Raw genomic sequence first — 20,317 nt, forward strand, 5'->3', positions numbered from 1 at the left:
AGCCGCCCCGAAAGGAGCGGCTCTTTTTATTTTACGGGTTTGCAAGCGGGTGTGTAGCAGAACGGCAGACTTGGAAATAGCCTAACGCTGCGGGAAGCAGGTGCGGTACATGTAGCCGGTTAGGGGCTTGCCATCTTTGGTCACGCGGGCCTTCACGAAGTAGGCATCCACGGTGTCCATTACCTGCACTTCCATGCCCGAACCAACGGTCGTGAGCTGCGCCGATTGTTTGTTCATGCCATCATATAGCGTACACTCTACCACGGTGTTGTAGGCAACGGGCGTACGGTTGGGGCGGGTAGAAGTTGACGTCTCGCCAGCGGCACTACAGGAAGCCAAAGCTGCAAGACTAAAGAAGTAGAGTAGTCGTTTGTTCATATTGCGTTATTAGGTCGGTTAAGATAGGGCTATTTCAAGCCTAAAAGGAATTTTCCTATAAATTTTCTTCACTGGGATAGGCTGCAAGCCTACTACTTTGGGAACGTTGCAGTACCTCTCAACGTTAAAATAGCAGACCCGGAAAGGTGGGATTTTTCAGTCGGCATTTTCGGCTGATTCTCGCTACTGGGGTTCCTTTCTCCACTATCTGATAAACGACGATGAACCGCATATCCCGCTTATTTGCCCGTCCGCTGGCCATGGCCGCCGTGGGTCTTTCCTTGCTATTGGGCGTTACTAGCTGCGCTAGTTCTTCCCACGTAGGGGTTACTTCTGATTTCGACCACTCGGTTAACTTCCGGGCCTACAAAACCTGGGCGTGGTATCCGCAGCAGGTACCCGATACCCAGGGTGGGCCAGCTAAGGGCTACGAATCTTTCCTGGACAAGCGCATGCGCACGGCCGTGGAAGCCGAAATGGGCCGCAAGGGTCTGACTCAGGTTGAGAAAAACCCTGACGTGTACGTGGCTTACAGCGCTAAAGTGGAAGATAAGCAGCGTATCAACAATAACTATCCTCCCTTTGGCGGTTACTACGGCTATTATGGCTACGGCTATGGTCGGGGCCTCAACTCGGTATCGGAGTATAAAGAGGGTACCGTCATTATCGACATAGTCGATGCCAAGCGTAAAGAGCTGGCGTGGCGCGGCATGGGCGAAGCCCAAGTCGATAAGCAAACCATTTCCGAGCCAGAAGTGTACCGTATCGTAGGCAGCGTGCTGGGTGCTTTTCCTCCTACCGACGAACGCAACAGCCAGGCTCGACGGTAAGCTTACCTGCTCGTTTACACAAACAAAAAGCGCGGCCTCCGTATGGGAGCCGCGCTTTTTGTTTGTACTAAACGGAATTCGATACTTAGATGGGCACGTTGACGTGGCGCTCGGCGTGATAGCTGCTGCGTACCAACGGACCAGCTTCTACGTACTTCAGGCCCCGGCGCAAGCCCTCCTCGCGGTAGTGCGCGAACAGGTCAGGGTGAATGAACTCGGCTACTTCGATGTGGCGCTTGGTAGGCTGCAGGTATTGGCCCAAAGTCAGAATGTCGAGGCCGTTGGCCGCCAGGTCGTCCATGGCCTGGTACATTTCTTCCTTGGTTTCGCCCAGGCCCAGCATAATGCCCGACTTGGTGCGCTTACCAGCTTCCTTCGTGCGGCGAATCTGCTCGAGGCTACGGTCGTACTTGGCTTGGGGACGCACGAGGCGGTAGAGACTGCCCACGGTTTCCACGTTGTGCGACACCACTTCCTGCCCGCCGGCAATCATGGTATCCAGCGCGGCCCAGTTGGCTTTCACGTCCGGAATCAGGGTTTCGATGGTTGTGGCAGGGCTCAGCTCCTTGATGCGCACCACCGTTTCAAGCCAGATACTGGCGCCGCGGTCTTTCAGCTCATCGCGGTTGACGCTAGTAATTACGGCGTGCTTCACGCCCATCAGCTGAATGGCTTCGGCCACGCGCCGGGGCTCGTCGGTATCGTACTCATTGGGGCGGCCCGTGGCCACGGCGCAAAACGAGCAGGAACGCGTGCACACGTTGCCCAGAATCATGAAGGTAGCGGTGCCGGCACCCCAGCACTCACCCATGTTGGGGCAGTTGCCGCTTTCGCAGATGGTGTGCAGTTTGTGCTCGTCTACCAGGCGGCGCACTTTGGCATATTCGGGACCTACCGGCAGCTTCACGCGCAGCCAGTCCGGTTTCCGGGGCTTGGCTGGCACCGCCGGAGCGGCCGTTTCAGCTTGAATGATAGGTAAAGTCAACAACAGGTCATCCATACTACAAAGGTAGCTGTCAGTTAGCAGTTATGAGTACCATCCGTAAGCGGGACAGGTAAAAAACGAAGGACTTTTCCGTCGTCGGGGTATAAACACCCGAGCGCCAGAAAAGTCCAAATTCGTTGTAAAAAACTGCGCCGTCTTTCTAGCTGCGGTGCCCGATGTAAAGCGTCAGGTACACGGAGGGAAAGAAGTTCGTGTTAAGCGTCGCGTCGTTGATGTTCGGGGCCCGCAGAATGGTGAGCTCCTTGGGGTATAATTCGAACAAAAAGCCCGTTTCAATGCCGGCCACTGCGTCGCGGTAACGGCCGTACTCAAAGCTCAGGGCCCCGCGCAGGTGCCCCCGATGCGGGCCTTGGTTTGATTGGCTCCCGAGAAAATCGGGGCCCGATCCAGAATGCGGGAGTCGGCGGAGTTGATTACAGGGTCATACTGCTCGCTGCGAATGTCTTCCTGCACCGGCGCGCCGGGCCGGTTTTCCCGCACCGTATAGTCGTAGTAGATGTAGTATGGCATCAGCAGGCCGATGGACGGGCCCGCACCAACCAGGGCGTTTACCTGCACACCTGATTCCGGCGCTTTGCGGAAGATTACCCGCTGCATACCATACGAAGGGCGCAATACAAACAAGTAGTTTGACTTGCCAAATACGAAGGAGCCACCCGAGTTCTGGTTTAGCACGCGCTGCTCCTTGGGGTGCTTTACCTCTACCCCTTCTACGCCCCAGAAGCGGGACCATTTCTCGTCCAGCACGCGGGTAGAGCGCACCGCCACGCCGCCAATAAGGCCGCCGCGGGTGTTGAAGTTGATGCCGTAAGTGAATTCCTTCCGGTAAGACGGCTCCTCGGAGGACACCTGCGCCTGTGCGGCAGACGCAGCCCCAGCAGGGCCAACAAGCTAAGACCGAATGTATAGAGGTTGCGCACGGGGAGCGAGGAGCTAGACGAGTGGGAAATAAACCGCGAAAAAGAGGCCCGTAGGCCCTACAATCTAAAGTACGTAAATTTGCTGGCAATGTCTCGCCAACTTTCTGACTATGAGCACTGCCACCGCCCGCTACACCGGTAACCTTCGCACCGAAGCTGTTCACTCCGCTTCCGGCACTACTATTTTCACCGACGCCCCCGTAGATAACCACGGCCGGGGAGAGTCATTTTCTCCAACGGACCTGGTCAGCGCGGCGCTGGGCACTTGCATGATGACCATAATGGGCATCGTAGCGGAGCGCCAGCAGCTAAACCTGACCGGGGTTAGCTTCGAGGTGCAGAAACACATGGCTACTGAGCCCCGGCGCATTGCCCAGATTGACGTAACCTTCCGGATGCCCGCAACCTTGTCGGACAAGGAACGGACCATACTCGAAAACGCAGCCCGAACCTGCCCGGTAGCTCTAAGCCTGAACCCCGAAATCCGGCAGGAGGTTCAGTTCCTCTACGAGTAGTGAGATGGTGAAATAGTGAACTGGTGAGTTGTCGTTCGAGCCGCGCATTGCTGCGCCGTCAGAACGTAGAACTCACCAGTTCACCAGTTCACTATTTCACCAATTCGCGTACGTCGCTGAGGCGGATGCTCATGTGGGAGGCATCGAAACGGCACTCGCCGTCCTGAATCAGCAGCAGCTGGGGCGACTCGTGGCGTACGCCAAACTTGTTGGCTATTTCGGCGGAAATGGGGCGGTAGCGCAGCAGATCCAGGTAGTAGATAGACGCGTTGGCCAGATTAGCATCGGGCCATTGGCGCTCCAGCTTGCTTTTGGCCGCGGCGCTGATAGAGCAACTCGTGCTGTGTTTGAAAATCAGGACCGGATGCTCGTGCGACTCGCGCACGATGTCGGTAAGCTGCTCGGCCTCGGTGAGGGGTTGCCAGGGAGTACTCATAGGATGGGTTAGTCTTTCGTCGCTTTCTTTTTCTTGCGGAGCCCCAGCCCGATGTGGGCCGGCTCACTCACGCGCGGCACGCCGGCGTTGTCAAACTTATAACTCTCGCGGCCGTCATTAGGTTGCTGAGGCTTGGCGGCGGCGCCGGGCTTCAAATCCGTCTTTTCGACGGCCAGGTGGGAGTCTTTGTACTCGGCCTTGAACTTGCGGGCGTCGCGCAGGGCCCGACGGTTCTCGGCCCGCTTCCGGGCCGGATACATGTCTTCGGTTTGGGCCGCAGCCGCCGTACTGATACCCAGTACCAACCCAGCAATAATCCAGACGTGACGCATAAGAAGCAGGAAAAAGAAAGCGTGAAGTGGCAGACTACCCAGCGCCCCGACGGTGTAAGACCGAGGAGCTTCTTGTACGCAGAAGTGGCTGCCCGAGGTACTGAAAAAAGAGGTTAGAACGGGAGCGGGATGCCCAAAAACTTCCGCTGCCCTACTTTCTTCTTGAGGCGGCGGTTTTTGTACTTGGGCTTTTTAAGAATACCGTTCTTGTCGTAGCTGTTTTTCATGGGCTTGGCTTCCGTCGCCGCATCCATATCCCGGCCGTCGGCAGCTTCACTTTCCACCTTCTTGGCCTTGTGCACCTTGGGCTGCGGCGGGCCCTTGGGGTTGGGAATCCGGTAGGGATGGCAGCTCACCGACATCAGGAAGCACATGAGCACCAGCCCCAGCAAATGACGCAGACCACGAAAAGCAAAACGAATCATAAGGCGGCAATAGTCCGACTGAAGCGTATCAATCAGTCTGCAAGATAAATAGCAACCCGGACTCCACCCGCACTACCGGGCAGAATCCGGGCCGCGGGCTTAGTAGGCCAGGAGTTTCTCGACCCGCTCGCGCAGGCGCTGCTGGGGCAGAAAGGCCTTTTCCAGCGGCGGCGAGAAGGGAATGGCCGTGTCCAGGGAAGCTACGCGCTGCACCGGGCCGTCGAGGTGCTCGAAGCAGTGCTCGGCAATCCAGGCCGCAATTTCGCCGCCAATGCCGCCCGTAAGTGTGTCTTCGTGGAAGAGAATAACGCGGCCGGTTTTGAGCACCGTAGCCCGCACGGCTTCTTCGTCCCAGGGCAGCAGGGTGCGCAAGTCCAGAATGTCGCAGTCCAGATTCAGCTCTTCGGCCAGAGCGGTAGCCCAGTGTACGCCGGCCCCGTAGGTGATGATGCTCAGCTCGGAGCCTTCCCGGGCCAGGGCCGCCTTGCCGATGGGCGTGGTGTAGTAGGCATCCGGCACCGGCCCGCTGACAGAGCGGTAAAGCATCTTGTGCTCGAAGTAAATCACTGGGTTGGGGTCTTCGATGGCCGCGTTGAGCAGGCCTTTGGCGTCGTGGGGATTTGAAGGATACACCACTTTCAGGCCCGGGGTGTGGGTAAACCAGGCCTCGTTGCTTTGGGAGTGAAACGGCCCGGCGGCCGAGCCGGCCCCGGTGGGCATCCGCACCACCACGTCGGCATTCTGTCCCCAGCGGTAGTGGCTTTTGGCCAAGTTATTCACAATCTGGTTGAAGCCGCAGGTCACAAAGTCGGCAAACTGCATTTCGACCATGGCCTTCTTGCGCCGGATGCTCAGGCCCAGGCCCGCGCCCACAATGGCCGACTCGCACAAGGGCGTGTTGCGCACCCGCCCCTTGCCGAACTGCCCCACGAAGCCTTCGGTTACCTTGAACACCCCGCCGTAGTCGGCAATGTCCTGGCCCATGAGTACCAGCTCGGGGTAGCGCTCCATGCTTTGGCGCAGCGCGTCACTGATGGCGTCGACGTAGCGCTTGTCCGTTGCAGGCTGTTGGTTGTCACTTGTTAATTGAAGCGCAGCATCGGCCTCGAAGGGCTGGTACATGTCGGCTATTTCCTGCTCGATGCTGGCCGTGGGCATGGGTGTGGCGTCGGCTACGCGCAAACCTTCCTCGATTTCGCGCTTGATGGTTTCGCGGAAGCGCATGCGGGCCTCCTCGTCCAGGATGCCTTCCTGCAAAAGCCACTTCTCGTAGTTCTCAACCGGGTCTTTCTGGGCCCATTCCTCAAACAGCTCCTGGGGCACATACTTGGTGCCGCTAGCTTCCTCGTGGCCGCGCATCCGGAACGTTAGGGCCTCCAGCAGCACGGGCCGCGGATTCTGGCGCAGGTCTTCGGCCAGGCGGCGTACCGTGTCATACACTTCCAGCACGTTGTTGCCGTCTACCTGCACGGCTTCCATGCCGTAGGCCGGGCCTTTGTCGATGAAGTAGTTGAAGCGGAACTGCTCCTTGCTGGGCGTACTCAGGCCGTAGCCGTTGTTTTCGATGATGAAGATAACCGGCAGCTGCCACACGGCGGCCACGTTGAGGGCCTCGTGGAAGTCGCCCTCGGAGGCCCCACCGTCGCCGCTGTAGGTTACCGTGACGCGGGGCTCCTTATCCAGCAAATCGGCCAGGGCAATACCGCCGGCCACGGCCAGCTGGGGGCCTAGGTGACTAATCATACCCACGATGTGGTGCTCGTTGGTGCCGAAGTGGAAGCTCCGGTCCCGGCCCTTGGTGTAGCCGGTGGTTTTGCCCTGCCACTGGGCAAAGAGGCGGTCCAGGGGCACGTTGCGGCCGGTAAAGACGCCCAGGTTGCGGTGCAGGGGCAGAATGTACTCGTCCGGGTTCAGGGCCAGGGTGCTACCCACCGAAATGGCTTCCTGCCCAATGCCCGAAAACCACTTGCTGACCTTGCCCTGGCGCAGCAGAATCAGCATTTTCTCCTCAATCATGCGGGGCTTGAGCAGCCCTTGGTAGAGGTGGAGCAGGATATCGTTGGAGTAGTCTTTCCGGTCGAAATTCATACGGGGGAGGGTGGGTAGTAAGCGGGGCAAAAGTACAGGTTTGGACGAAAGACGCATTGCCCCGCTGCCTCCTATCCTATATCGTCGGAAAACAGCCGCCGCAACGGTGCCTGGAACACGACCTTCAGCAGCACCAGGGCCACCGTCAGAAGCTGCGCCCAGACGAGGTATTGCACAGGCCATGACTCCGGATAGGTCAGGTACCAGCCAAACACGGGAGAATACATCCTCACATCAAGAAAGCCGGCCGACTTATACAGCCCCGCAACGCTCAGCGCTATGCTCACCGCCGCTAGCAGAGCGCCCCACCAAGCTCTCCCCATCATCAGCCAGAAATAGGAAGGGGCAAGCAGCAAGTACTCCACCAGAAACAGAATACCTGCCACCGGAAATACAAACAGGCAACCCTGCCCGCTGCACTTGCCGATTTCGTGCCAGGCCGAAGTCAGAACCAAGGCTATTACACTTGCTAACAGCAGTATGGAGACTAATGCTTTTACATAGTGTTTCATTTATTACTGATTCAGCCGTGGAAGTAAGCAGAATAAAAGTACAGGTTTGGACGAAAGGAAAATTGTTGGCCTGGCTTTGTGAAATAGGCCGGCCGGCGGCATCTATCTTTGGAATCCATTTTCCTTCTCTATCCTTAGTATGACCCGAATTCTACTTACCAATACTACTCTTGCTGTATTGAGCGCAGCTTTTGCTCAAGCGCAACAGCTCGACACCTTAGCGAGGCGCCAACCAGCACTGCTTACACCACAGTCAGTGGTGAGTTTTCCTCCTGACAGCTTTGTGCTTGGCCATTTTGTTTGTACAGCGAAAGGCCTACCCATAACCCAGGTAAGTACCCAGGTAAGTTCGCCTTCGTTTACCACCGTTCAGCCCGTCCTCAGCCGCATTGCCGGGGTGCAGGTTACGCCCTACTCCGGGGCGCCCGGGGCCTGGGCTACGGTCCGCATCCGGGGGTGGCCAACGTGACCAGCAGCAGTCAGCCCTTGTATGTAGTCGACGGCATTCCGGTTTATAATATGGATGCCAAGCCTGAAAACTGGACCGGCTTGTACCGCTTTATCAACGAGACGCAGTACGCGCCGGTGAAAGAGCCGGTGCCTTTCTCCCCGATGGGCAACCCGCTGCTCGATTTGCCGGTGGCCGACATCGACCAAGTGGAAGTGCTGAAAGGAGCCGCCGCTACGGCGCAGTATGGTATTCAGGGCACCAACGGGGTTATTCGTATCAGTACCCGCCGCGGCGCCGACGGCCTCGCGCTGGCCCAACCGCTGCGGGTGCGCTACGCTGGCTGGGGCGGCTTGCAGCAAGTACGCCAGCGCTACGACCTGCTCGATGCCCGCCAGTACGCCGAACTGGCCAATGAGGCCGCCCGCAACGACGGGAACAGCCCTCCTTACTCAGCAGCCGAGCTCAACAACCTGTCCGGCGTCGACTGGCAGGACAAGGCCTTCCGGGTGGCGGGCATGCAAAGCCACAACCTGAGTGTGGATGGGCTCACCGCGCATGGCACGCGCTACTACGTGGCCGCCGATTACCTGCGGCAAGGTGGGGTACTGATCAACTCCCAGCTAAGCCGCTACAGCCTGCGGGCCAACGTCGAGCAGCAGCTGGGCCGCAAGCTGACGGTCAGCGCCAAAGTAGCCGGCAGCCAGCTGGATCAGAAGCAGCCGGGCTTCCAGTCGGATGCCAGTAGTACGCTGGCCACCCTGCTCCAGGCCCGGCCCATTCTGCCTCCGCCTTCAACCAACCCGTATTACACCTTTAACCCAATGCGGGATCTGGAGGAAGTATACTTCCAGCCGCGCACCCGCCGCCTGCTGGCCCAGCTGCGGCTTAGCTACCAAGTTACCCCCGCGCTCAGCCTGCGGGCCTATGCCAGCCGCGAACAGGCCAAGCTGGCGGGCAATTTCCACGTAAAGCCCACCACCGTACCCGATGGCACCGTCATTGGCTACGAGCAGAGCGCCGATTCGGAAACCAAAACCGCTGTGTATGGCTCAGAGCTCAGCTACCAACAGACGCTGGGCGACCGGCATGGCCTTAGCGCCAGTCTGCACTACCAGCAGCAGCAGTACGAGCGCAGCCAAAATCAGGAACGCCGGACTACCTACGCCTATCTAAACAACCCAGCCAGCATAGGTACAGCCTATATTCGGACGGAGATGGAAACCGAGCCGCTGCGCAACGCCACGGCGGCTGTAGCTTACGTGTACGACAAACGGTACGAGCTGCGGGCTTCCATGCGGTCCGATTTTATACTGGCCACCGATGACAGCAAAGAGATTCACCGCTGGTTTCCAGGGGCCGAGCTACGCTGGCATCTGGGTCAGGAGGCTTTCTTGGCCGATGTGGCCAGCCTTAGTGCCCTCTCCCTACAGGCCGGGGCCGGCCGCACCCGTAGCTTCTACTCCTTTGATCAAACCGACCAGGTGGATGCCGGCCTGCACCTGGGCATGCTGCACGACAAGCTGACCCTCGACGCGCAGGTATACCGTCGCCGGACGGAGGATGCCCAAGCCACGCTCACGACGGTATTCTTCGGCACCAATGGCCCCATCACGTCTTATTACTCGCCTCAAATTGAACTCCGGAACCAGGGTGTGGAGCTGACGCTGGGTGGTTCCTGGCAGCTTGGTCAGTTCCGGGGCCTGAGCACCGTAGCCGTGGCGGCCAACAAGAACGAAGTAACGGAAATACGCTTCGGCACCTACTCCATCGACAAAGTGAACGAGCTCGAGAAAGGCCAGTCCGTGAGCCGCTTCTTCGTATTTGAGCAGCAAGGCACTTACCCCGCCAGTTCGCCCGAAGCTGGCCGGGTCCGCTTCCGCGACCGGAACAACAACGGGCAGTTCGACTACGGCGACGGCCAGTATCAGGGCAGCGGGTTGCCCCGCCGCACGCTCAACCTGTACCAGCAGCTGCACTGGCAGCGCTGGCAGCTCGAAGCCCAACTCGATGGCCTGTTCGGGTATCAGATCCTCAACACCACGCTCGTCGGGCTCGACCGGCCCACGGGCAATAGTAACGCTTCGGTCCGGGCCTTAGACTACTGGACTCCCAACAACCAGAATACTTCCGTGCCCAAGCCTGGGCGCGCGGCCTCCTATGGGCCATTCAGCGACCAGGACCTGGCTAGCGGCAACCACGTCCGCCTGTCGCAGCTCATGCTTAGCTATGAAGTACTTAATACGGAAGCCCGGCGCCTGAGTGTATGGGTGGGCGGGCAGAACCTGTTTGTTACGGGCTCCTACCGCGGCTTCGACCCCAACGTGAGCAGCGGCGGCGCCTCTCCTCTGCTAGCCGGCCAGGATGCCAGCGTGTATCCCGTAGCCCGGGTGTGGCAGCTAGGTGTGCGCGGGCAGTTCTAGACGAGTGAGCTGAACCCGAACCTCCGCGCTACTCCAGGGGTTATTGCAGTACTATTTCCGCTTCCTACTATCTTGCCCTATGATTCAATTCGAAGAATTCACCCTCGCCAACGGCCTGCGCTGCATCGTGCACGAAGACCACTCGACGCCCATTGCCGTACTCAACGTGCTCTATAATGTGGGCTCACGCGACGAGGACGTGGAACACACCGGCTTTGCCCACCTCTTTGAGCACCTCATGTTCTCGGGCTCGGTCAATATTCCCAACTACGACGAGCCCTTGCAGTACGTGGGCGGCGAAAACAACGCCTTTACCTCCCCGACATCACCAACTACTACCTGACGCTGCCCGCGGCCAACATCGAAACCGGCTTCTGGCTCGAATCGGACCGGATGCTGGGTTTGGCCTTCTCCGAAAACGGGCTCGAAGTACAGCGCAAAGTGGTGGTCGAGGAGTTTAAGCAGAACTACCTCAACCAGCCCTACGGCGACGTGTGGCTGAAGCTGCGCCCTTTGGCCTACCAGCAGCACCCATACCAGTGGCCCACCATCGGCAAGGAAATCAGCCACATCGAAAACGCGGTAATGGACGACGTGCGGGCCTTTTTTGCCAAGCACTACTCCCCTGCCAACGCCATTCTGGTCATTGCCGGCGCCGTCACGGTAGCCGAAGCCCGCCGCCTGGCCGAAAAGTGGTTTGAGCCCATCCCCGGCGGCACCCGCTACGAGCGGCAGCTGCCCGCCGAGCCCCGGCAGACAGCCCCGCGCCACCTCGACGTGGTAGCCGACGTGCCGGTCAGCGCTTATTATAAAGTATACCACATTCCGGCCCGCTCCGCCGCCGATTACCACACCGTCGACCTGCTCAGCGACGTGCTGGGCCGGGGCAAATCGGCCCGCCTCCACCAGCGCCTGGTGAAAGACCGGCAGCTGTTCAACTCCGTTTCGGCTTCCTGCAGCGGTTCCCTTGAGCCTGGCCTGCTCGTCATCAGCGGCCGTCTGAACAGCGGCATTACGATGGAAGCCGCCGACGCCGCTGTGGAAGAAGTAGTGGCCGAGCTGCGGCAGGAGCTGGTTTCGGCGCAGGAGCTAGAGAAAGTGAAAAACCAGGCCGAAGCCACCATCGTCTTCGAGGAAATTGAGCTGCTCAACCGCGCCATGACGTTGGCCTACTTCAAACTGCTCGGCAACACGGACCTGATCAATCAGGAAAGTGCGAAAGTGCAGGCCGTAACGGCCGAAGGACTGCGGGCCGCCGCCCAGGAGTACCTCCGCCCCGACAACAGCAGCACGCTTTTCTACCGGGCCCAGGCCGAGGTAGCCACTACTCCCCTGGTCACTGCTGATTCCGAGGAATAAACTGCGTGAGCCTATTTGGTATAAGACCATAAAAGAAGCCCCGTCGGATATCCGACGGGGCTTCTTTTATGGTCTTGCACGTGGCGGAAGCTGGGCTTACCAGCCGCTACCGGAGGAAGAACCCCAGCCGTTGTCAGCTTTCTTGGCCGGAGCCTTTTTGGCGGGTGCGGCAGCCTTTTTGGGCGCGGCCTCCGCGGTGGCAGCACCGGCGCTGCTTACTTTCTTGCTAGCCGATGCCGACGCTGTAGCAGTCTTGGCGGCCGGAGCTGCTACGGGGGCAGCTACTTCGGTTGTCGTTACGGCGGGCTGAGCTGGAGCAGTGGCTTCTACCATTGGGGCCGGAGCCGTCGTGGAGGTATTGGTACTTACGTTACGCTTGATGTATGGAGCCAGCGGCCGGCCCCGGTAGTCCATCCGGACGCGGTGCGAAGGAGCAGCTGTGAAGCCGGGAGCAATGGCAAAGCCATTCGACTGGGGAACAGACTCAGTAGCGGCAGCGGCAGGAGCAGCGAAACCACTGCTGGCAGCCGGATCAGTGGCAGCAGCTGGGGTTGTGGCCGTAGCCGGAGCAGCCGCTGGAGCGGTTTCGGCGCCCCACGAGTCGGCGGGCTTCTTAGCAGCCGGCTTCGAGCGGCTTTGCTGGGCTAGTGCGTTCGAGGTGCTCAACACGGCAACCAACAAAAGGCACGAAAAAACGGGACGTAGCATAGCGAAAAAGGAGTGGTAGTAGAAAATTTGGTCAAGTCTACTACGCAGAAACTGTAGGATTTGTGCCTGAAACCACAAAAATATCTACTCCATTCCGAAGTATTGGAGTTAGCCGCATATTTTTCTTGCTATTGCTTGCGTGCCGGCGCGGTCTTCTCCGACGAAATTGTGGAACTGAAGGAAGCGGGCTTGGCTACTTTCTTTTTGATGGGCCGGCCCATATAGTCGGTGCTGGGGGCGTGGGCATGTTGATGCGCATTCCCGGGGCCAGCCGCTGCCGGTCCTCATCGGTGTAGCGCCGCGAATTGGAAACGCGGGCTACGGCCCGGGAGCGGCCAGGTGAAGCTTTCTTATGGTAGCCGCTGGCACGCTTGGTTTGGGCCTGAGCGGCGCACACGGGCAACAGAAAAGCCAGGCTCAACAGCCCGAAAATGAGTCGAGGGTACCGCATTAGGCAACAGGATTAAGTGAAACATACACTCCTGGTTCCTAATACGGTACCCTCGAGGGGTTAGGCCACGTTGAGCCTCACTAACTTTTATTCGCCCGAGGCAGCCGTCGTGGCAACGGTCGAAGACTTGGCGATTTTGGCAGCTACTTTAGCGTCCTGGCGCTTGGCCTTACGTACGGGGCGGCCCCAGTAATCGGTGCTGGTGCCGCGGTAAGGGGCCGTGTTCATGCCGGGCGCAATCATGACGCCGGAGGAGTGCATCATGGGGTCGTCGCTGGCTTCGTCGGTGGTAGTCTGCGCTACGGGAGCGGTAGTCAGGTTGCTTTTTGCTTTTTTCTTAAGTGGGCGGCCCCACCAGTCGGTGCTGGGCTTGTCGTGCAGGCTCAGGCTGACGCCGGGGCACTGCTCCAGCCCGTGTTGTAGCTGATAGCTTCGTTGGTGGTAGCAGTAGTGGTGGTAGCTGGAGCGGCTTCCTCCTTGGTGGGCGCATTAATGGTCCAGGGGTCCAGCTCGGGCTGCGACCAATCGGTGGCAGCAGCCGACGTACTTTTGGTCTGGGTTTGGGCCTGGGCCGAAGCGGCGCTAAGTACTACAAAGAAGAAAGCGGAAGACAGGAAACGGTTCATAACTCAGAGAAGGCGAAAGGATGAATAACAGACCAGGCGCATAGCCGTCGGCGGGTAGGCTCGAACGGGTGGCGCCCCGCGTTCAGTCTTCTTTGCCGCTTGTGAGAAGGAGTTTTGCAGCAATCGTACCAACTTTTTCGGCCGCCTGATCGGGCCCGGTTTATGTCCTGAATTTCAAGACCCCTACCTTTGCCGCACTATGCAGGACCAAATCAACCGCCTCCGCGCCGAAATCGAAGCTTACGACCTCTCCGCTCCCGACCAGCTGGAGCAGTTCCGCATTGCCTTCACCGGGCGCAAAGGGCAACTGGCCGATTTGTTCGACCTTCTCAAAACTGTGCCGCAGGAGCAGCGCCGGGCCGTGGGTCAGGAGCTCAACCAGCTCAAACAGCTGGCCCTCGACAAGTTTGCCCAGCGCCAGCAGGAGCTCGAAGCCGCCACCCAGAACGCTCCCGCCGACCCAACGTTCGACTACACCTTGCCCGTGGTGCCCAACGCCCTGGGCACCCGCCACCCGCTGAGCTTGGTGCGCGAGGAAATGGTGCGCATCTTCTCCCGTATCGGGTTTAACGTAGCCGAAGGGCCCGAAATCGAGGACGACTGGCACAACTTCACGGCCCTCAACTTCCCCGAAAACCACCCGGCCCGCGACATGCAGGACACGTTCTTCGTGACCCGCAACCCCAGTGACCCGACGCACGACGCGCTGCTGCGCACCCACACCAGCACGGTGCAAGTGCGGGTGATGGAAAGCCAGAAGCCACCTATCCGCAGCATTATGCCGGGGCGGGTGTACCGCAACGAGGCCATTTCGGCCCGGGCCCACATGATGTTCCATCAGGTAGAGGGCATTTTCATTGACGAAGGCGTCAGCTTTGCCGACCTAAAGCAGACGGTGTATTACTTCGTGCAGGAAATGTTCGGGGCCGACATTAACATCCGCTTCCGGCCCTCCTTCTTCCCGTTCACCGAGCCCAGCGCCGAAATCGACATTACCTGCCTAATCTGCAAAGGCACGGGCTGCAACATCTGCAAGCAATCCGGCTGGGTGGAAATCGGGGGCTGCGGCATGGTCGACCCCAACGTGCTGGAGCAGTCCGGCATTGACGCGGAGAAATACTCGGGCTACGCCTGGGGTATGGGCATTGAGCGAATCACCATGCTCAAGTACCAGATTAAGGACCTGCGCCTGTTCACAGAAAACGACCTGCGCTTTCTACGGCAGTTTGAAGGCGTACAATAAAGCGGGTCAAAAGATTGTTTACCATATACGCGGCCCGGAACAAGAACACACACGGGCCTCGTTGTGAAGCTACCATTAGTCGCCCGGTGGGCAATGCACCCAGCGGCATTGCCCACCGGGGCGACGCTCCTAAAACCAAATGCTATGTTGTCGTTGCCTTCTGCCCGCTCCTATATTGTCGGATTCGGCCTGCTTAGCCAGGCGGTGCTCTGCGGCTGCGACTCGGGCTCCAGCGCGCAACCCCAGATTCCGCTTACGGCCTTTAATGAGGTACTCTTCCTGACCAACCAGGAGAACAGCGCCCTGCGCTTCGATAACGGGGCCGTGTATCACAAGGGTGGCGTGAGGGGCCTGATTGTGGTACGGCAGAACGCCAGCACCTATCTGGCCTTTGAGCGTGCCTGCACCTACAACTCGACCGACACCTGCGCCCGGGTTAAGATTTCGCCGTTTGTGAACCTGTTTGACCCTTGCTGCAAGTCGCAATTCAACTTTCAGGGCCAGCCACAGAGCGGTCCGGCCAACTTACCGCTGCGTCGGTACTCAACTTCGCTCTCGGGCAACACGCTGACAATCACAAACTAGAAAACTTTTTACAATTATTTTTGCAACAATGCTTGCAGGAAATCGCGCAGTGCACTAATATTGCACCCGCAACGACAGATAAACGTCGCCATAACCGCTTCCTTAGCTCAGCCGGTTAGAGCATCTGACTGTTAATCAGAGGGTCCCTGGTTCGAGCCCAGGAGGGAGCGCTACGATTGGAAATACCCGCCCTTATCCGGCGGGTATTTTTGTTTTAGCCCCATCCGGCAGGATTGCTACATTACCCCAGACGGGTATGACAGGCCATAGCGGTACAAAAACCGGTACGACTGCCCGTATGCAGCGCCAGACAGCCTACAAGCGTAAAATCAGCGTCTGCTGAACAGGAAGCACGAACCCATCTGCTTAGAATTACAGAAGAGGTCACATTTACGGCATAACCTATTTTTTGCGAGAGTTAACACCGTCCATTTAGGGACAAGTTGTTCGAAAACGGACATGTTTTGCTGAATCACATTCATCCAAGGTTGCGCTTGTGAACTAGTGGTCAGTTAGTTATGCATATGGCGCGGGGTTTGGATTGCAGAGCAGGGACTGACCTATTCCCTGTTCGAAAATGGACAAAGCCATTTGCACTACCGTTACCAAGCAGCGCCAACGCGCCGCTATATGCTGGCCATCATTGACTTACACAAGTGGCTGAAAGCGCCGCGCAAGCAACAGGCGCGAGCAGATGGCAGCCGCTAAAAGCTTTTGGTTCCGCAGGTGTTCGAGCGCGCTACTCCCAGCCCGGAGCAAGATCATCATGGCCCGGGCGGCGTGGCGAAGCGGCACGGCCGCACGACCGAGACACGCCCCGATGGAGCGGAGGAGTGGCTGGGCCACACCGCCGTAATTCGCCTAGTGGGCGAAGACGTCGTGATGGTGGTCACGAACGCTGACACTAGCCATGGCTTGGAGTGGAGCGCCCGGTCGGCGGCCGTTCTCTGCAAACGACTTCGGCGCGGGGCCGCCTGTTGGTCGACTCTCCTCAGCACCTCCTCACGTTTCAACCTGCCTTTTTATGCTGCTCTCCTACCTTAAACTTGCCTGGAAGGTCTTGCTGCGGCGCAAGTTCTTCACCTTTATCAGCTTGTTCGGCATCAGCTTTACGCTCATGGTGCTGCTGGTGGTGGTGGCCCTGTTCGACTACAGCGTGGGGGCCCGCACGCCCGAGTCGCGTATCGAGCGCATCGCGTTTATCACGTTTTTGAACCATGGCTTTGCGGATGGAAACCAAATAAATACCCCGCCCAGTCCTTACTTTCTTGATAAGTACGTGCGCCCGATGAAGTCGCCCGAGAAAATAGCTGTTTACTCGCTGTTTCGGACCAGCCCCAGCTACATCGGCAACAAGAAGGTGGAACTCGATCTAAAGTTTACCGACAACGTGTTCTGGGAGGTCTTCGACTTTCACTTTCTCGACGGCAAGCCCTACAACGCCAACGACCTGCGCGATGCCAACCGCGTGGTGGTGATTTCGGAAACCACGGCCCGCAGCTATTTCGGCACCACCCGGGGCGTCGTGGGCCGCTCCCTTGAAGTGGACCAGCGCCGGTTTCAGGTGCTGGGTGTGGTCAGCGACGTGTCGATTCTGCGCTTCAACTCCTACGCCGAAGTGTGGGCCCCATGACTACCACCAAGGCCGACCTGCGCGGCCCTGCCCTGGAGGGCGAGTATTTCGCGGCGCTGCTAGCCCCCGAAGGCACTGACCTGGAAACCATCGACGCTGAGTATCAGCAGGTACTGAAGCGCGTGGTCAATCCCAACCCCGACGTGAAGACGCTGACCGCCCACGCCGACGACCTGTTGGCCACGTTGACCCGCCAAATCTTGGGGCAGGGAGAATCGGAATCACCTAAAATCACGGCCTTTTACTTTATCGCCTTTGGTCTGGCCTTGCTGTTCATGGCGTTGCCGGCGCTGAACCTGGTGAATATCAACCTGAGCCGCATCATGGATCGCAGTTCCGAAATAGGAGTGCGTAAAGCGTTTGGCGCCACCAGCAACACGCTGGTAGGGCAGTTTCTGATCGAGAATATATTTCTGACCCTACTGGGTGGGCTATTGGGGCTCGCGTTGGCCTACGGCGTCCTGGAGCTAATCAATGACGCCGGTTTGATTCCTTACGCCCGGCTCACGCTCAACGTGCGCGTATTTGGCTGGGCCTTGCTGGCTGCCGTGTTCTTTGGGGTGCTGTCGGGCGTGTATCCCGCCTTCAAAATGTCCAGGGTGGCGCCCGTTGAAGCCCTAAAAGTCAGCGCGAACTAATTGTGTTTTCATAGCCTCTGCCTCCTATGATACGTCATCTTTTGATCCTGATCTGGAACCGCAAGCGGTCCACCATGCTGCTGGCTGTGGAAATCTTGCTGTGCTTTTTCGTCCTCTTCGCGGTGAGCAGCCTGTTCCTGTACAACGTGTACCACTACCGCCAGCCGCTGGGCTTTGATTACCAGAACGTGTGGGAAATCAACATTGACCCGAAGCGGATACGACTGACTTCCATCAACAGCTTCAGCTTGCCGTGCAGCGCTTAAAAACCACCAAAGGCGTGGTTGGCGTGAGCAAAACGGGTAGTAACACGCCCTTTTCATTTAATACGCGGATTGGCACTTATTTCTACAAAGGCGAAAGAATGCCCAAAAACGCAAACCACGACGCCGACGACGAGTTGCGGGAAGTGCTGAAGCTCAACGTGGTGGAAGGCCGCTGGTTCGACAAACGCGACGCGGCTAGCACGCGCGCTCCTATCGTGATCAACATGGCGCTCAAAAACGCCGCGTTTCCCAACGAGAAAGCAGTGGGCCAACTGTTTACCGACGAAAAAGCCGAAAAAGAGTGGCAGGTAGTGGGGGTAGTGGACTACCGCGCGAAAGACGACTTCGCCGAAACTATCCCTGTCAGCTTTCGACGCCGCGTGCTGGAGTACGATACCGCCCAAAAAAGCACCCATGGGGCGGCCGTTTTTTTGGTTCGGGTGCAGCCCGGCAGCGGCGCTGTGCTGGAGCAACAGCTAATCAAGGAAATTACCACCGTGGCAAAAGGCTGGTCGGTGACGGTAAATTCCTTGGAGCAGAACCGTGCACTGACCCTGAAAATTGCGCTGATACCACTTATCGTGCTTGGGCTGGTGTGCGGCTTCTTGGTTCTGAGCGTGGCGCTGGGATTGTTCGGGGTCTTGTGGCTGAGCATCAGCAAGCGCCGGGGCGAAATCGGGATACGCCGGGCGATGGGTGCTACGGCCGGCACTATCGGCAGCCAGATGGTGGGCGAGATTTTGGTCGTCACAACGCTTGGCCTGCTGCCGGGGCTGCTGGTGGCGGCGCAGTTTCCGTTGGTGGGCGCGCTGGATGTACCGGCCGGCGTGTACTTGATGGCAATAGGGCTGTCCGCTGCCTTAATTTACGGCCTCACAGTGTTCTGCGCCCTATACCCGAGCCTGCTGGCGGCGGGCATTCACCCGGGGTAGCGCTGCGGGAAGAGTAAACCCGCCCCGGCAGGCCCGGCGGCTTTTTCGCGTGCTTGTCCTGCTACAATAGTTCAGGAAAACGGTAATTTTCTTGAACAAAACCGATTAGAAAGACCCTTATGAACATCAACCTGCGGCAATTGCTGGAAGAATACGAAGTCCCCTGCCCCACTCACCGTTGAGGCGTTTTATTTGCTGTAGTAGTACTGCTTATCAGGCAATGATTCAGCTATGATTGTCAAAGCCCAACGCCAACAGACAGGGTTAAGAAACTTAAGCTACCACTCTGCATCTTTCAGTTATTCGCCGCTGTACCTGGGCGACTGCTATGGCAGCTATAAAGCAGGCATCGTTTGATAATTCGGGCCATCAACAAGAGTATATTGTGCAGGTGCAGGTTGATGCAGCGCTGAACTTGATTCAGAACTAATCACCTATCGCCTCCTACGGGCGGCCTGTGTGGCTTTGGAGTTAGTATTGTGGACCCTGTAGACGAAGAGAATGTAACGAGTATTTGTCTCTTCCCAACGGCGAGATATACTCGCCACCATCCTGCTAGCTTAACCGTCAAGTTTTATCCGGAATCCTATAGACTCCTACAAGAGCTGCAAAAAGGAATCGGTCTATTGAAGGAAAACATCATAAGTTGACTAAAGCCAATCTATAACGCAGCCCAGCAGTAGAATGCCTTGCGGTAAGCGCGGCAGGCTGTAACTCAATCCGCCGGATTGGGGTACCTACTAGCCTACCTAAATTCTTACCGCTATGACCAACCAAACTGTCCTAATTACCGGGGCCTCCAGTGGCATCGGCTTCGAGCTGGCCCGCTGCTTTGCCCGCGACCAGTACCGCCTTGTTCTTTCCGCCCGCCCCGGGGCCGACCTGCAAGAGGCTGCCCAAAAGTTGCAGCAGGAGTTTGCCGGCGTGCAGACCATTGTTATTCCCGCCGACCTAAGCACCCACGAAGGCCCGGTGCAGCTGTTTGAGGAAACCCAGCGCCAGGGCTTGCAGATTGATATATTGGTCAACGACGCCGGCTTTGGGGAGGCAGGCTTGTTCGTAGAAACCGACCTGCAGAAGGAAATGGGCATCGTCCACGTCAACGTATTGGCCTTGATGACGCTGACCAAGCTCTTTTTGCGCGAAATGGTGACCCGCAATTCGGGTAAGATCCTGCAGCTGGGCTCGGTCGTGTCGTTCTTGCCCAACCCGCGCCAAGCCGTATATGCCGCCACCAAGGCGTTTGTTCTCTCCTTCTCGGAAGCCCTGCAGCACGAGCTCAAGGAGATGAAGTCGGAGGTGACAATGACGATTCTGTGCCCACCCGCCACGGAAACCGACTTCTTCCGGGTAGCCAATGCCGAGGATACCAAAGTAGGCCAGAGCAAGAAAGCTACGCCCGAGGAAGTGGCCGAAGGCGGCTATAAAGGCCTGCTCAACGGCGAGGCCCGGGTGCTGCCCACCTTCGGAGCCAAGCTCAACTTTGCCTCCAGCGCCCTGTTCTCCGACTCCCTGCTGGCCACGATGATGAACACGCAGATGCAGCCGGAAAAGGAATAAACT

The 20,317-nt window shown here is 58.2% G+C and carries 23 protein-coding genes, 1 tRNA gene and 1 pseudogene; 12 read left to right on the forward strand and 13 right to left on the reverse strand.

Annotated elements, in window-relative coordinates; translation table 11 throughout:
- Window positions 1–81: 81 nt before the first annotated feature.
- Window positions 82–378 carry a hypothetical protein gene (locus tag MUN79_RS02625; RefSeq protein WP_244676258.1) on the reverse strand — a complete coding sequence of 99 codons (297 nt, stop codon included), beginning with the start codon at window positions 376–378 and terminating at the stop codon, window positions 82–84.
- Between the two features lie 221 nt (window positions 379–599).
- Between MUN79_RS02625 and MUN79_RS02630 the strand changes: the two genes are divergently transcribed.
- On the forward strand, window positions 600–1,208 hold the full coding sequence (locus MUN79_RS02630; protein WP_244676259.1) for a DUF4136 domain-containing protein: 609 nt from the start codon (window positions 600–602) through the stop codon (window positions 1,206–1,208).
- 85 nt (window positions 1,209–1,293) lie between these two features.
- Here MUN79_RS02630 and lipA read toward each other — a convergent pair whose 3' ends face one another.
- From lipA to MUN79_RS02645, 3 genes are all read right to left on the reverse strand, one after another.
- Window positions 1,294–2,196 (reverse strand): lipoyl synthase, encoded by a 903-nt coding sequence (lipA, locus tag MUN79_RS02635; protein ID WP_375378233.1) that lies wholly within the window; start codon window positions 2,194–2,196, stop codon window positions 1,294–1,296.
- 157 nt (window positions 2,197–2,353) lie between these two features.
- A complete protein-coding gene (locus MUN79_RS02640) occupies window positions 2,354–2,500 on the reverse strand; it encodes a hypothetical protein (RefSeq protein WP_244676261.1) in 147 nt (48 codons plus the stop codon).
- A gap of 29 nt (window positions 2,501–2,529) precedes the next feature.
- The gene (locus tag MUN79_RS02645; RefSeq protein WP_244676262.1) at window positions 2,530–3,063 is read right to left on the reverse strand and encodes a hypothetical protein; all 534 of its coding nucleotides are present in this window, start codon (window positions 3,061–3,063) and stop codon (window positions 2,530–2,532) included.
- Window positions 3,064–3,244: 181 nt separating this feature from the next.
- On the opposite strand from MUN79_RS02645, the gene MUN79_RS02650 reads away from it, so the two are divergent.
- Entirely contained in the window at window positions 3,245–3,649 is a 405-nt protein-coding gene (locus MUN79_RS02650; protein WP_244676263.1) for an OsmC family protein, read from the forward strand.
- A 91-nt stretch (window positions 3,650–3,740) separates the two neighbouring features.
- Here the strand turns inward: MUN79_RS02650 and ytxJ are convergent, their stop codons facing one another.
- The 5 genes from ytxJ to MUN79_RS02675 all read right to left on the reverse strand — a co-directional run bounded on the left by ytxJ (window position 3,741) and on the right by MUN79_RS02675 (window position 7,442).
- Entirely contained in the window at window positions 3,741–4,085 is a 345-nt protein-coding gene (gene ytxJ / locus MUN79_RS02655; protein ID WP_244676264.1) for a bacillithiol system redox-active protein YtxJ, read from the reverse strand.
- Window positions 4,086–4,093: 8 nt separating this feature from the next.
- Window positions 4,094–4,417, reverse strand: coding sequence for a hypothetical protein (locus tag MUN79_RS02660; RefSeq protein WP_244676265.1), 324 nt, complete (start codon window positions 4,415–4,417; stop codon window positions 4,094–4,096).
- A gap of 113 nt (window positions 4,418–4,530) precedes the next feature.
- On the reverse strand, window positions 4,531–4,842 hold the full coding sequence (locus tag MUN79_RS02665) for a hypothetical protein (RefSeq protein WP_244676266.1): 312 nt from the start codon (window positions 4,840–4,842) through the stop codon (window positions 4,531–4,533).
- 99 nt (window positions 4,843–4,941) lie between these two features.
- Complete coding sequence (locus MUN79_RS02670) at window positions 4,942–6,930, reverse strand: alpha-ketoacid dehydrogenase subunit alpha/beta (protein WP_244676267.1); 1,989 nt, start codon at window positions 6,928–6,930, stop codon at window positions 4,942–4,944.
- 71 nt (window positions 6,931–7,001) lie between these two features.
- Window positions 7,002–7,442: a hypothetical protein gene (locus MUN79_RS02675; RefSeq protein ID WP_244676268.1), complete on the reverse strand. Its 441-nt coding sequence runs from the start codon at window positions 7,440–7,442 to the stop codon at window positions 7,002–7,004.
- A 456-nt stretch (window positions 7,443–7,898) separates the two neighbouring features.
- On the opposite strand from MUN79_RS02675, the gene MUN79_RS02680 reads away from it, so the two are divergent.
- On the forward strand, window positions 7,899–10,313 hold the full coding sequence (locus tag MUN79_RS02680) for a TonB-dependent receptor plug domain-containing protein (RefSeq protein WP_244676269.1): 2,415 nt from the start codon (window positions 7,899–7,901) through the stop codon (window positions 10,311–10,313).
- 79 nt (window positions 10,314–10,392) lie between these two features.
- Window positions 10,393–11,672, forward strand: a pseudogene (locus MUN79_RS02685) (M16 family metallopeptidase).
- 96 nt (window positions 11,673–11,768) lie between these two features.
- Here MUN79_RS02685 and MUN79_RS02690 read toward each other — a convergent pair.
- From MUN79_RS02690 to MUN79_RS02705, 4 genes are all read right to left on the reverse strand, one after another.
- Window positions 11,769–12,380 (reverse strand): hypothetical protein, encoded by a 612-nt coding sequence (locus MUN79_RS02690; protein WP_244676270.1) that lies wholly within the window; start codon window positions 12,378–12,380, stop codon window positions 11,769–11,771.
- 193 nt (window positions 12,381–12,573) lie between these two features.
- Window positions 12,574–12,831 carry a hypothetical protein gene (locus MUN79_RS02695; RefSeq protein ID WP_244676271.1) on the reverse strand — a complete coding sequence of 86 codons (258 nt, stop codon included), beginning with the start codon at window positions 12,829–12,831 and terminating at the stop codon, window positions 12,574–12,576.
- 87 nt (window positions 12,832–12,918) lie between these two features.
- The gene (locus MUN79_RS02700) at window positions 12,919–13,095 is read right to left on the reverse strand and encodes a hypothetical protein (RefSeq protein ID WP_244676272.1); all 177 of its coding nucleotides are present in this window, start codon (window positions 13,093–13,095) and stop codon (window positions 12,919–12,921) included.
- A gap of 119 nt (window positions 13,096–13,214) precedes the next feature.
- Window positions 13,215–13,457 (reverse strand): hypothetical protein, encoded by a 243-nt coding sequence (locus tag MUN79_RS02705; RefSeq protein ID WP_244676273.1) that lies wholly within the window; start codon window positions 13,455–13,457, stop codon window positions 13,215–13,217.
- A gap of 199 nt (window positions 13,458–13,656) precedes the next feature.
- Here MUN79_RS02705 and pheS point away from each other — a divergent pair, with 199 nt between their 5' ends.
- From pheS to MUN79_RS02745, 8 genes are all read left to right on the forward strand, one after another.
- A complete protein-coding gene (gene pheS / locus MUN79_RS02710; protein WP_244676274.1) occupies window positions 13,657–14,700 on the forward strand; it encodes a phenylalanine--tRNA ligase subunit alpha in 1,044 nt (347 codons plus the stop codon).
- A gap of 144 nt (window positions 14,701–14,844) precedes the next feature.
- Window positions 14,845–15,285 (forward strand): hypothetical protein, encoded by a 441-nt coding sequence (locus tag MUN79_RS02715; RefSeq protein WP_244676275.1) that lies wholly within the window; start codon window positions 14,845–14,847, stop codon window positions 15,283–15,285.
- Between the two features lie 96 nt (window positions 15,286–15,381).
- Window positions 15,382–15,455 (forward strand) — tRNA-Asn (locus MUN79_RS02720).
- A gap of 854 nt (window positions 15,456–16,309) precedes the next feature.
- Window positions 16,310–16,918, forward strand: coding sequence for an ABC transporter permease (locus tag MUN79_RS02725; protein ID WP_244676276.1), 609 nt, complete (start codon window positions 16,310–16,312; stop codon window positions 16,916–16,918).
- Window positions 16,915–17,556, forward strand: a complete 642-nt coding sequence (locus tag MUN79_RS02730) for an ABC transporter permease (protein ID WP_244678267.1) — start codon at window positions 16,915–16,917, stop codon at window positions 17,554–17,556. The genes MUN79_RS02725 and MUN79_RS02730 overlap by 4 nt, the downstream gene beginning before the upstream one ends.
- Window positions 17,557–17,582: 26 nt before the next feature.
- Complete coding sequence (locus MUN79_RS02735; RefSeq protein WP_244676277.1) at window positions 17,583–17,822, forward strand: hypothetical protein; 240 nt, start codon at window positions 17,583–17,585, stop codon at window positions 17,820–17,822.
- Entirely contained in the window at window positions 17,810–18,754 is a 945-nt protein-coding gene (locus MUN79_RS02740) for an ABC transporter permease (protein ID WP_244676278.1), read from the forward strand. Before MUN79_RS02735 ends, MUN79_RS02740 begins: the two co-directional genes overlap by 13 nt.
- 765 nt (window positions 18,755–19,519) lie before the next feature.
- Entirely contained in the window at window positions 19,520–20,314 is a 795-nt protein-coding gene (locus MUN79_RS02745; protein ID WP_244676279.1) for an SDR family NAD(P)-dependent oxidoreductase, read from the forward strand.
- Window positions 20,315–20,317 lie beyond the last annotated feature (3 nt).

The sequence above is a fragment of the Hymenobacter cellulosilyticus genome (assembly GCF_022919215.1).
Classification (GTDB): domain Bacteria; phylum Bacteroidota; class Bacteroidia; order Cytophagales; family Hymenobacteraceae; genus Hymenobacter; species Hymenobacter cellulosilyticus.